The 13210-nt window shown below is 58.3% G+C and carries 13 protein-coding genes; 4 read left to right on the forward strand and 9 right to left on the reverse strand.

Annotation, left to right across the window (positions count from 1 at the left end; translation table 11 throughout):
- The first annotated feature begins 49 nt into the window (after nt 1–49).
- The 3 genes from B2J69_RS21195 (at nt 50) to B2J69_RS21205 (ending at nt 2793) form a co-directional block, all read left to right on the forward strand.
- The gene (locus tag B2J69_RS21195) at nt 50–1381 is read left to right on the forward strand and encodes a hypothetical protein (RefSeq protein WP_081142071.1); all 1332 of its coding nucleotides are present in this window, start codon (nt 50–52) and stop codon (nt 1379–1381) included.
- 12 nt (nt 1382–1393) lie between these two features.
- The gene (locus B2J69_RS21200) at nt 1394–1780 is read left to right on the forward strand and encodes a RidA family protein (RefSeq protein ID WP_081142073.1); all 387 of its coding nucleotides are present in this window, start codon (nt 1394–1396) and stop codon (nt 1778–1780) included.
- A gap of 164 nt (nt 1781–1944) precedes the next feature.
- Nucleotides 1945–2793 carry a DUF2218 domain-containing protein gene (locus B2J69_RS21205; RefSeq protein ID WP_081142075.1) on the forward strand — a complete coding sequence of 283 codons (849 nt, stop codon included), beginning with the start codon at nt 1945–1947 and terminating at the stop codon, nt 2791–2793.
- Here the strand turns inward: B2J69_RS21205 and hpaI are convergent.
- The 9 genes from hpaI to B2J69_RS21250 form a co-directional block, all read right to left on the reverse strand.
- The gene (gene hpaI, locus B2J69_RS21210; RefSeq protein ID WP_081142255.1) at nt 2768–3574 is read right to left on the reverse strand and encodes a 4-hydroxy-2-oxoheptanedioate aldolase; all 807 of its coding nucleotides are present in this window, start codon (nt 3572–3574) and stop codon (nt 2768–2770) included. The genes B2J69_RS21205 and hpaI overlap by 26 nt on opposite strands.
- A gap of 7 nt (nt 3575–3581) precedes the next feature.
- Entirely contained in the window at nt 3582–4385 is an 804-nt protein-coding gene (gene hpaH, locus B2J69_RS21215) for a 2-oxo-hept-4-ene-1,7-dioate hydratase (RefSeq protein WP_081142077.1), read from the reverse strand.
- A gap of 3 nt (nt 4386–4388) precedes the next feature.
- Nucleotides 4389–5264: a fumarylacetoacetate hydrolase family protein gene (locus B2J69_RS21220; protein ID WP_081142079.1), complete on the reverse strand. Its 876-nt coding sequence runs from the start codon at nt 5262–5264 to the stop codon at nt 4389–4391.
- A 122-nt stretch (nt 5265–5386) separates the two neighbouring features.
- Nucleotides 5387–6433, reverse strand: a complete 1047-nt coding sequence (locus B2J69_RS21225) for an amidohydrolase family protein (protein ID WP_081142081.1) — start codon at nt 6431–6433, stop codon at nt 5387–5389.
- 31 nt (nt 6434–6464) lie between these two features.
- Entirely contained in the window at nt 6465–7751 is a 1287-nt protein-coding gene (locus tag B2J69_RS21230; RefSeq protein WP_081142083.1) for an FAD-dependent monooxygenase, read from the reverse strand.
- 41 nt (nt 7752–7792) lie between these two features.
- Nucleotides 7793–9028: an MFS transporter gene (locus B2J69_RS21235; protein WP_081142085.1), complete on the reverse strand. Its 1236-nt coding sequence runs from the start codon at nt 9026–9028 to the stop codon at nt 7793–7795.
- 48 nt (nt 9029–9076) lie between these two features.
- Nucleotides 9077–10093: a 3,4-dihydroxyphenylacetate 2,3-dioxygenase gene (gene hpaD / locus B2J69_RS21240; RefSeq protein WP_081142087.1), complete on the reverse strand. Its 1017-nt coding sequence runs from the start codon at nt 10091–10093 to the stop codon at nt 9077–9079.
- Nucleotides 10094–10565: 472 nt separating this feature from the next.
- Nucleotides 10566–10844 carry a hypothetical protein gene (locus tag B2J69_RS21245; RefSeq protein ID WP_081142089.1) on the reverse strand — a complete coding sequence of 93 codons (279 nt, stop codon included), beginning with the start codon at nt 10842–10844 and terminating at the stop codon, nt 10566–10568.
- 272 nt (nt 10845–11116) lie between these two features.
- The gene (locus B2J69_RS21250) at nt 11117–11905 is read right to left on the reverse strand and encodes a helix-turn-helix transcriptional regulator (protein WP_081142092.1); all 789 of its coding nucleotides are present in this window, start codon (nt 11903–11905) and stop codon (nt 11117–11119) included.
- A gap of 115 nt (nt 11906–12020) precedes the next feature.
- Between B2J69_RS21250 and B2J69_RS21255 the strand changes: the two genes are divergently transcribed.
- Nucleotides 12021–13178, forward strand: a complete 1158-nt coding sequence (locus tag B2J69_RS21255) for a YbfB/YjiJ family MFS transporter (RefSeq protein ID WP_236722762.1) — start codon at nt 12021–12023, stop codon at nt 13176–13178.
- Nucleotides 13179–13210: the final 32 nt, after the last annotated feature.

The following is a 13210-nucleotide window of genomic DNA, read 5'->3' on the forward strand; positions in this document are numbered from 1 at the left end:
TGCCTGAAAGAGAGATCAACCCTACACCCTGATATGAGGCTACCTGGCAATGCGCGTCCATAAACACTCCAGCGGTGCCGCCTTCATCGTCATGCCTGTGGCGATGTTCTGCGGCGCCTGTTTTGCTGATACATCTCCTGCTGAAACAGACAGTTTTAACGACTGGCTAACGCAGGGCACCTTCTCCGGCGAGCTAAAAACCATGACCTTCCTGAAGGAATTTAGCGGCACGCTTCCCAATAAACGCACCAGCTCAGTGGGCGGCGATATTCAATATCGCAGCGCGGAGGCGGGCGGTTTTAGCGTCGGTCTCGGGGCATACGGCGCTTACAACCTTGGCCTGAATCCTTCGGAAAAGGAGAAAACGGAGATCTATTTGCCGTCAGACAATACGACGGTGCTGGGGAAAGCGTTTTTGCGCTACCGAGGCGCCGGGCTGGATCTCCAGGCGGGGCGCGTCGGCCTCGATACGCCCTTCGCGAACGAAGGCGAAGGCTGGACGATGATCCCAGCTCTCTATCAGGGATTCGGCGGCAGCTACGCGCTCGATAAGCAGGGAGACCTCAAGCTGCATGCCTGGCGTATCTATCGCTTCAAGCCGCTGAGCAGCGATAGCTTTGAGAAGGGCGACGCCGGCAGCCCGGAGATCGAAGACACCAGCATGCCCTCTGTGGATAGCGACGGATTTACCACGCTGGGCGTACGTTACGGACAGCAGTGGCGCACCAGCGCGGAGGCCTGGTACTATAATTTCGACAAGCGCGCGCAGCTTGGCTATGGCGGCGTTCAGCTACCGCTGGAGAGCCTGAAGATGGGCAACTGGACGCCTTACTGGGGCGCGCAGTATCTGCATGAGTGGGATGCCAGCGACCAGGCCTATCCCTATAACAATATCGATACCGACCTCTACTCAGGGCGAATCGGCCTGCGTTCGCGCAACCACGATATCTACTTCGCCGCCACGCACGTTCCGTCGAAACAGGGCGCCTTTCTTAGCGGCGGCTTTTTTGCGCCTTACAGCTACGGTATTTACGACCATACGCCGCTGGAAAGCGGCCAGCCGCTGGTGTCGATGGTGACCACCAATCAGCCCGGCAACGCCTTCGCCCTGCGCTATGCCTATCACGACGAGCAGTACCTTGGCGTTTTCGGCGTAACGCGTCTGGAGCTGAAAGACTCAACCGGCATCTATTATCCCTTGCCCGCTGAAAACATCAACGCGGCCTTTATGATCCTCGGCTACAACGTTACGCCGCGCCTGCATCTGGAGTTTGAATTTGACTACGTTCATTCCCCTTCTGCCGTCACGGGTAACTACCATGCCGAGCGACTGCGCCTGGTGTATCGCTTTGGCGCCCAGATGGCTGATGACGACTACTAATCAGGAGAGACAATGACAACACGCCAGAGTATTTATATTGACGCTTTTCCCCATGCCAATCCGATTCCGGCGGCCTGCCGCATCGGTTCACTGCTCTATTCCGGTGTGATTTACGGACGGGACAGCGCGACGCAGCAGGTGCCGGCCAGCCTCGATGAACAGTGTCAGCTAATGTTTCAGCACCTTAAGGCGATCGTCGAGGCGGCGGGCGGCTCGCTGCAGGACGTGATCAAAGTCACGTTATGGATGAAGGATAAAACGCAGCGCGATGTAGTTAATCGCTGGTGGGAAAAGGCGTTCCCGGACAAGGCCTCCCGTCCGGCGCGCCATGCGCTGCAGGGCGACTTTAGCGGAACCCTGCTTATTCAGTGTGATTTTATCGCGGTGCTGTCAGAGTAATCTGCCTGTGAGACGCGGCCAGCGTTGATGCTGGCCGTTCAACCTAAAAAATAGTCGCCTGCCTGCTAGCAAATCGATTGAATAACCTCATAATTCTGGTCTGTTACGAAAATTTAGATATAATTTAACCAGTTTCAGGGTAGGGTTATTTAGCCGGGGTGATAATGGTGCAGAAACGCCGTTCAGGCGCAAAAGAAGGCGATCCTAACGCCAACGCGGCGGCAGAGGACGCGCGCGGTAAGCCAGAGCGCCGTATGCGCGCCTTTGACTATGGCGAACTGCGGCTGCTGCTGCTGGCGATTATCGCGCAGCAGCCCAGCCACGGCTATGAGCTGATCCATGCCGTCAACGAGCGTCTCGGCGGAACCTATAAACCCAGCCCAGGGGTGCTCTATCCTGCGCTGACCTGGCTGTACGATCGCGGCTATACCGAGATAGATTTAGAAAAAGGCGGCCGCAAACGCTACAGCATCACCGCCGAAGGCAACGACTTTCTCAGCGCCAATAAAGCCGCCATCGATATGCTGCTGGCGCGTGCGGTTTCCCGGCCGCAGGGTGATTCACCGCAGGCTATCGTTAAGGCGATGGATCAACTTAAACGCGCCCTTAGCCTGCGGGCGAAAATGGCGCCGGTTGCCGATGAGGTCGTTGCCCACATCGGCAGCATTATTACCGTTGCCGCTAATCAGATCGAGGCGTTGCTCAACGCGCCGATGTTGAATGAAGGTGCGGTAAGCTGCGTAGCCGATATCCTCACGCCGAACAGCGAGCGTTATTTGCGTCGCCTCTGCAGCCATTTTCAGCACCGCACGCCCGTTGTCACCGACGAGAACAGCGGACATTTCAGAATGAGCATGGGTGAGGTGCGGATGGAGGCGCACGAAGGCCTCTTCCGGGTGCGGCTCACCGCGCTAAGTCCAGAAAAGCTCACCGAAATGCAGCATATTCTGGCGCGTCATCTGGAAGAGGCGGCGGTGCGTGAAACGCTTAATATCCACTGGCTGCCGGCGTAACAGAAGGCGGGTGCGGCGGGCGAAAGTGCTCACACAGAAGAGAGGTGGCTTTGACCAGTAGTCCGACATCGCTGCCCACGGCGACAAATAGCGCCCCCAAATCAAAATAGCGTGCGCAGAGCGCGGCGTCAGCGCTGAGGATCCCCGCCGCTTTGTGGTGCGTCTGGATGCGCGTCAGCGCCTGTTCCACCGCCTGCTGCACCTCAGCGCAGCCGGGATTGCCTGGAAAACCCATATCCGCCGCTAAATCCGCCGGGCCGATAAAGACGCCGTCTACGCCCTCGATGCTGGCGATGGCGTCCAGCTGCGCCAGTCCGGCTCGACTTTCAATCTGTACCAGTAAACATATCTGATCGTTTGCCGTTGTCAGGTAATCCGGCGTGCGGTTAAAAAGGGACGCGCGCGCCAGCGCGGCGCCCACGCCGCGTATGCCCTGTGGCGGATAACGCACCGCGCGCACCAGCGCCTTCGCCTGCTCTGCGCTCTCCACCATCGGGATCAGCAGCGTCTGCGCGCCGATATCAAGCAGTTGTTTAATCAGCCAGGGCGCATCCATCGGCGCGCGAACCACGCTGTGGCTGGCAGAGGCTGCCAGCGCCTGTAGCTGGCTCATCATCAGGGGAATATCGTTGGGCGCATGTTCGCCATCAATCAGCAGCCAGTCGAAACCCGCGCCTGCGCAGATTTCAGCGCAATAGGGATTTGCCAGCGCCAGCCAGAGGCCGATTTGCGGTTGTCGATCGCGCAGCGCCTGTTTAAAGCGATTTAAGGGAGCCGTCATAAACACCTCACGCAAAATAGCAGCTGACTGTGCCGTAGCGGCCAAAGTCAGCGTGGATGGTATCGCCATGCCGGGCTTCCACCGGCCGGATAAATGATCCTGACAGCACCGTCTGGCCCGCCTCGATCCGCTCGCCGTATTGCGCCAGACGCTGCGCCAGCCACAGGACGCCGCGCATCGGATGATTCAATACGCCTGCGCCAAGCCCGGTCTCTTCAACCACGGCATTGCGCGACACAATGGCGCCTGCCCAGCGCATATCGAGCTGAGACGGCGAGAAACGCTGGCTGCCAAGGATAATCCCCGCATTGGCGGCATTGTCCGACACGGTATCGACGATGGTGCGCATCTGGCCGCTCGCACGATCGCGGCGCACAATGCGCGTATCCAGAATTTCCAGTGCCGGCGCCACGAAGGCCGTGGCGTTAAGCACGTCTGTCAGGCTGATATGCGCGCCCTGCAGCGGGGTTTTCATGATAAAAGCCAGTTCAGCCTCGACGCGCGGCTGGATAAAACGATCGGCGGCGATGGTGGCGCCATCTTCAAAAAGCATGTCGTCCAGCAGGACGCCGGAATCAGGCGTATCAATATTAAGCGCGGCCTGCATGGCTTTTGAGGTCAGGCCTATCTTCCAGCCGATAACCTGCCGGCCTGAGGCTTTCTTTTGTGCAATCCAGCGCTGCTGCACCGCGTAGGCATCGTCCAGGGTCATCTGCGGATACTGAAGCGAAAGTAAATCAATCTGCACCCGTTCACGTTCGGCGCGATCCAGCGCGTCCGCCGCACTCATCAGCTGTTGTTGCGTTAACATGCTCTACTCCTCATCAACGACGCTGTTGCGCAGCGTGCCTAAGCCATCCGCGCTGACCTCCACCACATCGCCCGCTTTCAACCACTGCGGCGGCGTTAATCGCGCGCCTGCGCCGGTGGGCGTGCCGGTTAAAATCAGATCGCCGGCGTGCAGCGGAATAAAGGTGGAGAGGTAAGCGATGATCCAGGCAAATGAGAAGGTCATATTGCGGGTGCGATCGTCCTGCCGCAGCTCGCCATTTACCGTGGTGGTCAGTCGGATATCCGCAAGTTGCGACGCATCGCGATAGGGCACGAGCCAGGGGCCGAGCGCGCCGGAGCGATAGAAGTTCTTACCCTGAGTGACATTAAACTTACTGTGGCGTACCCAGTCGCGTACGGTGCCTTCGTTGGCCAGCGTCAGCGCGGCGATATGACTCAAGGCCGCCGCCTGCGCGATGCGACGTCCCGGCTTGCCGATAATTAGCGCGATCTCGCCTTCGTAGTCGAGCTGCTCGCTTTCACGCGGACGCAGCAAGGGCTGTTGATGACCCGTCAGCGAGTCAGGAAAGCGCACAAACAAGGAAGGGTAGGCGGCGGGCGGTTGAGCATCCTGATATTCGGCATCCCGATTGGGGTAGTTGACGCCAACGCAGATGATTTTACCTGGCGAGGCGAGTGGGGTTTCGAAACGGATAGCATTGACGGGGATACGATCGGCGCATTCCGCCGCTTGCGCCGCGGCGAGAGAGAGGGCGTTATCGGCAATGACCGCGTCGAGCGTGGGCCAGCGGTCCGCCAGGCGATCGCTTAAATCTGTCACGCCTTGTGCGTCGATCAGCCCATAGCGAGCGCGCTGCTCACCTTTGATGGTAAAACGGATAAATTTTGGCTGTTCCAAGCGTTTTCTCCATAGGGTGTGAGAATAACGCGGCGAGCAGAAACCCGCCGCTTCCAGCCCAAAGGCTGTGCAGTAAAAAAATAAAAGAGGAGTGGACGGCGTTAATGCCGTGCCGTGACGCGTCAGTTCAGGTTAAACATCCGGGCGGCATTCCCGCCTAAAATAGCCGCTTTGTCTTCTGCGCTGATATCCAGACCTTCAATAGTTTCAATGCCTTTGAAGAACCAGTCCTTACGAATGGGATAGGAGCTGCCGTAAAGAATATTTTTCCCGCCGATAACCTTCACGGCGGCTTCCAGCTGCGCTTTACCCCACTGCGGCGCCCCTGAGGTATCGAAAAAGATATTGTTGCTCAGCTGGGCGCGCAGATTGCCCGTGCCGGCCTGGAAGCGATCCACCGCATCGTTGAACTGATGCTGCGGCGGCACCAGCATATCGGCGAAGGCGTAAAAGGCGCCGCCCAGCATAGAGTGAATAAAACGCAGGTTAGGCAGCTCATCGAACATGCCGCTGAACAGCTCGCGGCCCACCGCCGTGGCCTGATCGACGCAGCGGCCGAACTGGCGACGCTGGTTGGTGTAGGGCAGCACAGAATTGAAATCGACCGGCAGCGGCGTGTGGTGCACCACCACGGGAACGTTCAGATCGTTGAGATAGCGCAAATAGGGGCGGAAGGCTTCATCATCCAGATAGATCTGGCCGTAGTGCGCCACAATTTGCGCGCCTTTAAAGCCAAGCTGGTTCAGGCAGCGATCCACTTCGCGTAAACAGGCGTCGCCGCCCCACGGCGGCACCACCGCCAGCGCCGACATACGGCCTTCGCTGCGCTTCACATATTCCGCCATTCGTGTGTTGACCTCTTTACAGGTCTCCAGATCCAGCCACTCCTGCCAGACCGGCAGACGAAAAATGGCGTGGTCTACGCCGGCTTTCTCCATATCCGCCAGCTGGCTCTCCAGCGTGTACTGACCTTCTGCGTAGTTGAGATTGATATAGCCTTTGGGCTGTTCGATGATCAGCTGGCTCAGATCCTTGCCTTCGATCTGTTCGACCCGCGTATGCACGCCATACTGTTTCGGCACGCAGTTCAAAAAAGCGTTCAGCAGGTTCTTGTCGGAAAACAACTCGCCTGGCAACCAGTGCATATTGGCATCAATAATCTTGCTCATGATTTATTCCTTATCCTGTTTCAGTAATGTTTTATTTCTGGCTGGCAAACACCGATTTATATTTTTTCGGCTGCTCGCTCTCGTTTTCTGTCGGAATGCGCATTCCCGCTCTGGCGTGGTATTCGCTAAAAATCGACAGGGCTTCTTCGTGTGGGAAGAGGGTTTCGATATCCTCGAAGGGCTGACCGCCGCTGCGTTCTTCTACAATGCGACGCACGATTTCCGGGCCTTCGCCGCGTGAGGCGAGCACCAGCCAGTTCACTTTCTCACGGCGCTCCTCTTCATAGGCCTGCAGCGCGGCCACCGGATCGGCCATGCCGCCCAGCTTTTCCGCCAGCACGCGCGCATCGACAAATGCCTGGCAAACGCTGTTACCGCCGCGCGGATACATCGCGTGCGCCGCATCGCCCAGCAGCGTGACGCGGTTGAATGACCACTGAGGTAGGGGATCGTGATCGATCAGCGGGAAGAGATAGCATTCGCGCGCGTTACGGATCATTTCGCTGACGTTAAGAAAGTCGAGCCGACAGTCGTCAAACACATGCTCAATCTCTTTCACGCCGGTTTCCTGATTCCAGTCCTCTTCGCTTTGCGGTTTTTCATTCTGCTCAATCACCCAGTTCACCAGTTGATTGCCCTGGTCATCGACATTGTTCTGGATGGGATAGACGATCAGCGTTCCCTGGCGGATCGGATCGCCGATGTGCAGAATGCTGCCGCCGCTTTTAAACGGCGGCATAACGGTCACGCCGCGATAGAGCGTGAGCCCGGAAAAGTGGCTGCGAGACGAATCGGGCAGCAGCTTGGAACGGATGGCGGAGCGAATGCCGTCAACGCCGATGACAATATCTGCGCGAACGCGAGCGGGGGCGTCGGGATTCAGACGGGTATCGAAATAAAGGGTGACGCCTTGTTCATCCTGCTCAAAATGGCTGCAGCGCGTGCCGAGCGTCACCGCCTCCGGGCCCAGCCGCTCCTGCACCGCTTTATAGAGCATCATCTGCAGATGGCCTCGGTGAACAAAGCGTTGATCGCAGGCGTATCCCATATGCTTGCCGCATTTTTCGCCGAAGATCTGCTGACCGTGTCCGGTGTAAAAAATGGACTCCTTCGCTTCAACAGAAATGTCGACGAACGCCTGATAGAGGCCTAGCTCGGTGAGTTCCTGCACGGCATAGGGCTTGATATCCACGCCCACGCCCAGCGGTTTGATTTCTGCCACCGCTTCGAACAGACGCGGGCGAAAGCCTTGCTGATGCAGGCGCAGGGCGGCCGCCAGTCCAGCCGGACCGGCGCCAATGATGACGATATCCAACATGATAACTTCCTCTTGTGTGACGACTGATTGCTGAAAGGGAATTAACTGTGACTTTTCAGGGTATTGGTTCGGGACGCAGCGCTGCCCCGTTCCGGCTGAGGATCTCGCTCGCGAAGCCAAATCGGCACGCCAGCCAGACAGACCACTAGTCCGCCTGTGACCAGCAGCGCAAGAGAGGAGCTGCTTTCACTGTGTTGCGCCGCGATAAACAGCGGTGGCCCAAGAAAGACGCCCACCAGCGTGAGCTGAGTGATCAGGCCGCTGGTGGCGCCGATGCTTTCCCGTGACGGCGCCACGCGTGGCGCCAGCGCCCACATGCCGACCAGCAGGCCGCTGCCAAACATAAACAGCCACGAGGCGCCAATAGAGAAGGCGAAGCCAAACGACAAGGTGTAAATTGCCAGGGCGGGCAAGCCCGTCAGCACCAACCCCACCATGCCTATCACTACCGCTCTTACCCCACGGTTAAGCAGCGCGCCGACCATCAGACACCCAATGCCGTTGCAGACCATCGCCACCACGTTCCAGTGGGCGACCTCCACCAGCGGCACGCTGTAGCGTTTGGCGAGATAGGGCGCCAGGGTGGAGATGATGCCGGTCTGCAGAAAAGCGTCCGCGCCAAATGAGATACCCAGCAGATAGATCAACGGACTGCGCAGCACGGATCGCAATCCCCGCGTGCGGGAAAACTGCGCCTTCTCTTCGGGCGTGCGACGCGGCAGGCTGAAGGTGGCGATAAACGCCAGCAGCAGCGTCAGCGCCGAGTGCGCCAGAAACGCTGCGCGCCAGTCGCTAAAATAGTCGGCCAGCCCGGCGGAGAGAAAAGGCAGCAGGAAGCTGGCCGGAACAAACGTCGACCATAGCGCCATCGCCATGTTGCGCTGCTTGCCGGTGGTGATGCGGATTAGCAAGGTCACCGCCGCCACTGCGGTTAACACGTAGCCGACGCCCGTCACCACGCGCCCCAGCAGCAGCAGATGAAACGCCGGAGCCGCCACCACGGCGATATCGCCCACCACGATAACCGTCGCGCCCAGCAGCAGAACGGCCCGATCGCCGACGCGATCGACCAGATAGCCGGCGCAGAGCGCGCCCAGCGCCACCATCAGCGAGGGCAGCGACATAATCAGACCGATCTCGCTGTGCTCGACAATATGAAACTCTTTGGCGATAGCGCCCAGCTCCGTGACCGCTTCGCTTACGGTCATGGCGGCCATGACGCCAAGGGCATAGGCCACCAGTATTCTGACTAAAGGCTGTTGAATCAGTGTTCTCACGTTGCTCTCTCCCGGTTGCAGTCAGCGGTTTTATTCGACGGATATTTCTCAGGCGTCATTCGCCAGCGCCAGAAAACGCTCCAGCGTCGGGGGATCAACGTGCAAATCAGGGTGCGTAAGCGGTGTATCGGTAAAGGTGGTCGCTTCGCTAAACCATTTACTCTGGGCGGGAAGACCCCACTGATCGGCGCGTTTTGGATCGGCCAGATCCCAGCCCAGCGCAGGCTCCAGATCGATATGCTGATAGTGGGTATTAAAGAGCTCGATGCGATGACCGTCGGGATCGCGGAAGTAAACAAACAGCGCACCGCTGATGCCATGACGTCCCGGACCGCGTTCAAGGCGCGCGGCATAGCCCAGCGCGCCGGCGACGTCGCAGGCGCGGATCAGATCGTTGCTATCGGGCAGGGTGTAGGCGAAGTGATGGAGCCGCGGGCCTGGGCCTTGTGTAAAAACAATGTCGTGCGGATTGCCTTTGCGCTGTAGCCAGACGCCCCACAGATAGGGCTGCTCGTCGGCCTGCTGCGAATAGGTGTATTCGCTGACGCGAAACCCCAGCGGCTGGTAAAAAGACCAGGTTTTGCGCACGTCATGCGTCTGCAACTGATAGTGATCGAGACGCTGCGCGCAGGCGCCGCGGTAGGCGTCATAGTGTTTAAACATACGTTCGCAGGGCGGCATTGAGGCGCAGAATTCCAGCGGCACGCCGACATCGTCTTCGACCTGTAGGGTTAACCCCTGATACGGCACCTCAACAAGCGTTGCGGCCTTACCCTGCGCCGTGAACCAGGCCTGCGCCTTAACGATATCGTCATCCTGACAGACGCGCATGCCGATACGCGCGCAGCTGGCATGCTGCGATTTTCGTAACACCAGGCTGTGATGACCTCGCTCTTCAAGCCCGCGTAAATAAATGGCGGACTCATCTTCGTCGCTGACGACGAGACCTACCAGCTCGGTATAGAACCGTTTACTTGCCTGCAAATCACGCACATAAAGCACGACATGGCTGGCGCGAGTGATATTAAACGGCGGGTGCAGAACGAACTCATCAATCTGTGACATGGATATGTTCTCTCTCAGACAAGGTAAACGTCAGTGTTGTTATGGGTGTCTGTTACCAGCGGCTGGCGCTGGGTTGGCGCGTTATCACTACTGACATCGGTAACGCTCTCTTTCTAGATATATCGAGATAATAGATATATCTGAGAGTGTGGCGTAATGTCGCGATCGAGTGCACAGTTCTGAGCAACGGGAGAAAAGAAACCGCGGGGGTAAAAAGTGATAAGAATGGGCAAAAGCGAGAGAAGAGGCTTAACGCATCCTCGTAAACGTATGGCGTTAAAAGCCGTACAGGAGGTGAGCGAGGCCGTCACGGCCACGGCATATAAAGGCTGACAGGGTGAAAACAGACGGCATAATGTTACTTATTGGGGTAAAAAAACGGCGCAGGACAGGTTGCGCCGTTGAGGTGATTATATTAATTAAAGGTTTTTGGGCGGAAAAGGTGATAACTGCATTAATCGCCGTAATCCATTCAGGCGCAGCGTTTCACGATGCCGCTTCGATCCGCCAGCACTTCCGGCCCCATATTAAAGGTTTTATAAAAGCGCACTTCGGAACCCTTGCCGCGTCGGTACAGGTCGGCAAACATCGAGTCCTGCCAGGCGTAAACCGTCAGCCGCTCGTTTGCATGTTCAATATGGGTAGAGGGATCCTTTTCAATCACCTCGGTGGACGACCAGCCGCGGTAAATACATTCACTCACCTGCTCTACGCTTCTGTTGCTCGTCTCGCTAAACGCCGCGCTTTTCATTCGGGTTTCCTGCGGCGAGGTCTGACAGCCGCATAACAGAGAAACCGTGATTAATATCGGTAGGCTGAATTTACGCATCGCAACGCTCTCCGTCAGACCTGAATAACGCCGGGGTCGGGATTAATGCTGTTTATTTATCTGGTACCTGTTGAGTATATGAGATAGCGATGGTTTTACCATGTGGCAATAATAATATTCATTGCGCACATCGGCTTATTTAACCTCTCATTATGGTCGGTGTAATAAAAGCCGATGTGTTGCCGCGCACATTTTTAAACAGCGATTTGGGAAGGATCGCGCGCAAGATAGAAAATAAGGAAGATACCCGGCGCGCTTTCTACCTCCAGCGCGGTATAGGTGTAATGGTTTATTTTGCCGTGGTGGTCAATAATCGCTTTATTGCCCGCGCCGACCTTATTGACCGCCTGCGCGTGCCACATGGTTCTGAACCGTTCGCTGCGCGCGACGAGATCGCGCACGATTTCTTCAAAGGCTTCAGCATGGTTGCTGGCGGCATAATAGGCGCGAAAAGCGGCGATGCTGTGCCTGGCCGCCTGCTCCCAGTCATGGATCTTTTGCTGGTATTCCTCGTTGATAAACAGCAGTTTCAGCGAGTTGCGATCCTGTTCTGGCACTGTAGACCAGTCATAGATCTGATCCCGGGCCGCCGCATTCCAGTAAAGAATGTCCATATTGGCGCGGCGAATAAACGCCGGATGGGGCGACAGCGCCTCGGCCATGGCGATCACTTCACGCGGAATCGCGGCGTTATGCGGCGGCTGGTGCCGGCTGCCGAAAACCAGCGCGTCGAGATAGGCCTGCTCGGTGGGCGAGAGCTGTAGCACTTTACCGATGCGCTGGATCGCAGACGGGGAGATGCGAATGTCGCGGCCCTGCTCAAGCCAGGTATACCAGCTGACGCTAACGGCGGCGAGCTGCGCCACTTCCTCTCTGCGCAGACCCGGCACGCGGCGCTGCTGGTTGCTGAATCCATACGCTTCCGGATTGACGCGCGCGCGATGATGAACCAGAAACTGCTTCACGTTCTCGTTACGCGTCATCTTTTCTCCTGGGTATGACCTCTGGTCATAGGATAATTCGCCCCATTTTTCACTAAGCGGTGCAGTTTTACTATGGGCGCCAGATTAAGTGACTTAGCGAGAAAAAAGCAAAAATATGTCGATTCATTCCCTGTCCGAGCGCACGCCAGGCGCCATCAGCACGCTGTTAACCGGGATCCTGACGCTGGTGGCCGTAATGGGCGTCGGCCGCTTCTCTTTAACGCCGCAGATCCCGTTGATGATCAACGAGGGCGCGCTGACTCTCTCCAGCGCCGGGATTCTGGCGGCGATGAACTATATCGGTTACCTGCTGGGCGCGCTCCACGTCAGCCGCTTAACCCAGCGCCACGCCGCCTTTTTAAAAGTCGGGCTAATCGCCACGGTGCTGGTGACGCTGCTCTCCGCCGCCACCAATAACTTTGTGCTGCAGTGCCTGTTTCGCTTTATCTCCGGCGTCGGCGGCGCCTGGGCGCTGATTATCGTCACTTCGTGGACCCAGCTGACGCTGGCGGCGCGTCAGGCGCCAAAACTCTCGGCGGCGGTGTTTACCGGGCCGGGCGTCGGCATTGCCCTGACCGGCCTGCTGGCGTGGATCGTCGCCGCTGCGGGGCTGAGCGCCTCGCAGGCCTGGCTGATTTACGGCCTGGCGGCGACGGCCGCCGCGCTGCTGATTATGAAACGCCTGCCCGCGAGCCTGCCTGCGGCCAGCCGCACGGCGAAGGCGGCGCCGCTCAACCGCAGCCTGAAATTTCTGCTGGCGGCCTATACGCTGGCGGGCTTTGGCTATATTTTGCCGGCGACCTTTTTGTCCCAGATGGCGCACAGCGTGTTCGCCAGCGGTAATCAGGCGGCACTCTTCTGGCCGCTGTTTGGTCTGGCGGCGGTGGCGGGCGTGCTGCTGGTGATCGCCTTTGCGTCGCGTCTCAATACCCGTTCCGCGCTGGCGACGGCGATGGTGGTGCAGGGGTTTGGCGTGGCGAGCGTGGTACTGCTTCCTGATGTGCAAGGGCTGCTTATCGGCACGCTGCTGACCGGCTTAGGCTTCCTGTCGATTATGCAGCTCTCGATGCGGCTGGCGCGCGAGATCTCGCAGGGCGCGACGGCGCGCATCGTCGCGGTGTTGACCTCGGGCTATGCCAGCGGCCAGCTGATCGGCCCGCTGGTCTCATCCGCCAGCGTCACGCTGTTTCACTCGCTGCAGCCTGCGCTGCTGCTGGCCGCCGCGGGGCTGGCGCTCGGCGGCGCGATGGTTCGCCTGGCGATTAAAGCGTAAAAAAGCGCGCAGGGTCTGGCTGCGCTGCGGCT

This window comes from Pantoea latae (genome assembly GCF_002077695.1).
Classification (GTDB): Bacteria; Pseudomonadota; Gammaproteobacteria; order Enterobacterales; family Enterobacteriaceae; genus Pantoea; species Pantoea latae.

What these genes read in the sequence shown, in the direction of transcription:
- B2J69_RS21195 (WP_081142071.1), top strand. Translation starts at nt 50, where the DNA reads ATGCGCGTCCATAAACACTCCAGCGGTGCCGCCTTCATCGTCATGCCT.
- B2J69_RS21200 (WP_081142073.1), top strand. Translation starts at nt 1,394, where the DNA reads ATGACAACACGCCAGAGTATTTATATTGACGCTTTTCCCCATGCCAAT.
- B2J69_RS21205 (WP_081142075.1), top strand. Translation starts at nt 1,945, where the DNA reads ATGGTGCAGAAACGCCGTTCAGGCGCAAAAGAAGGCGATCCTAACGCC.
- hpaI (WP_081142255.1), bottom strand. Translation starts at nt 3,574, where the DNA reads ATGACGGCTCCCTTAAATCGCTTTAAACAGGCGCTGCGCGATCGACAA.
- hpaH (WP_081142077.1), bottom strand. Translation starts at nt 4,385, where the DNA reads ATGTTAACGCAACAACAGCTGATGAGTGCGGCGGACGCGCTGGATCGC.
- B2J69_RS21225 (WP_081142081.1), bottom strand. Translation starts at nt 6,433, where the DNA reads ATGAGCAAGATTATTGATGCCAATATGCACTGGTTGCCAGGCGAGTTG.
- B2J69_RS21230 (WP_081142083.1), bottom strand. Translation starts at nt 7,751, where the DNA reads ATGTTGGATATCGTCATCATTGGCGCCGGTCCGGCTGGACTGGCGGCC.
- hpaD (WP_081142087.1), bottom strand. Translation starts at nt 10,093, where the DNA reads ATGTCACAGATTGATGAGTTCGTTCTGCACCCGCCGTTTAATATCACT.
- B2J69_RS21245 (WP_081142089.1), bottom strand. Translation starts at nt 10,844, where the DNA reads ATGAAAAGCGCGGCGTTTAGCGAGACGAGCAACAGAAGCGTAGAGCAG.
- B2J69_RS21250 (WP_081142092.1), bottom strand. Translation starts at nt 11,905, where the DNA reads ATGACGCGTAACGAGAACGTGAAGCAGTTTCTGGTTCATCATCGCGCG.
- B2J69_RS21255 (WP_236722762.1), top strand. Translation starts at nt 12,021, where the DNA reads ATGTCGATTCATTCCCTGTCCGAGCGCACGCCAGGCGCCATCAGCACG.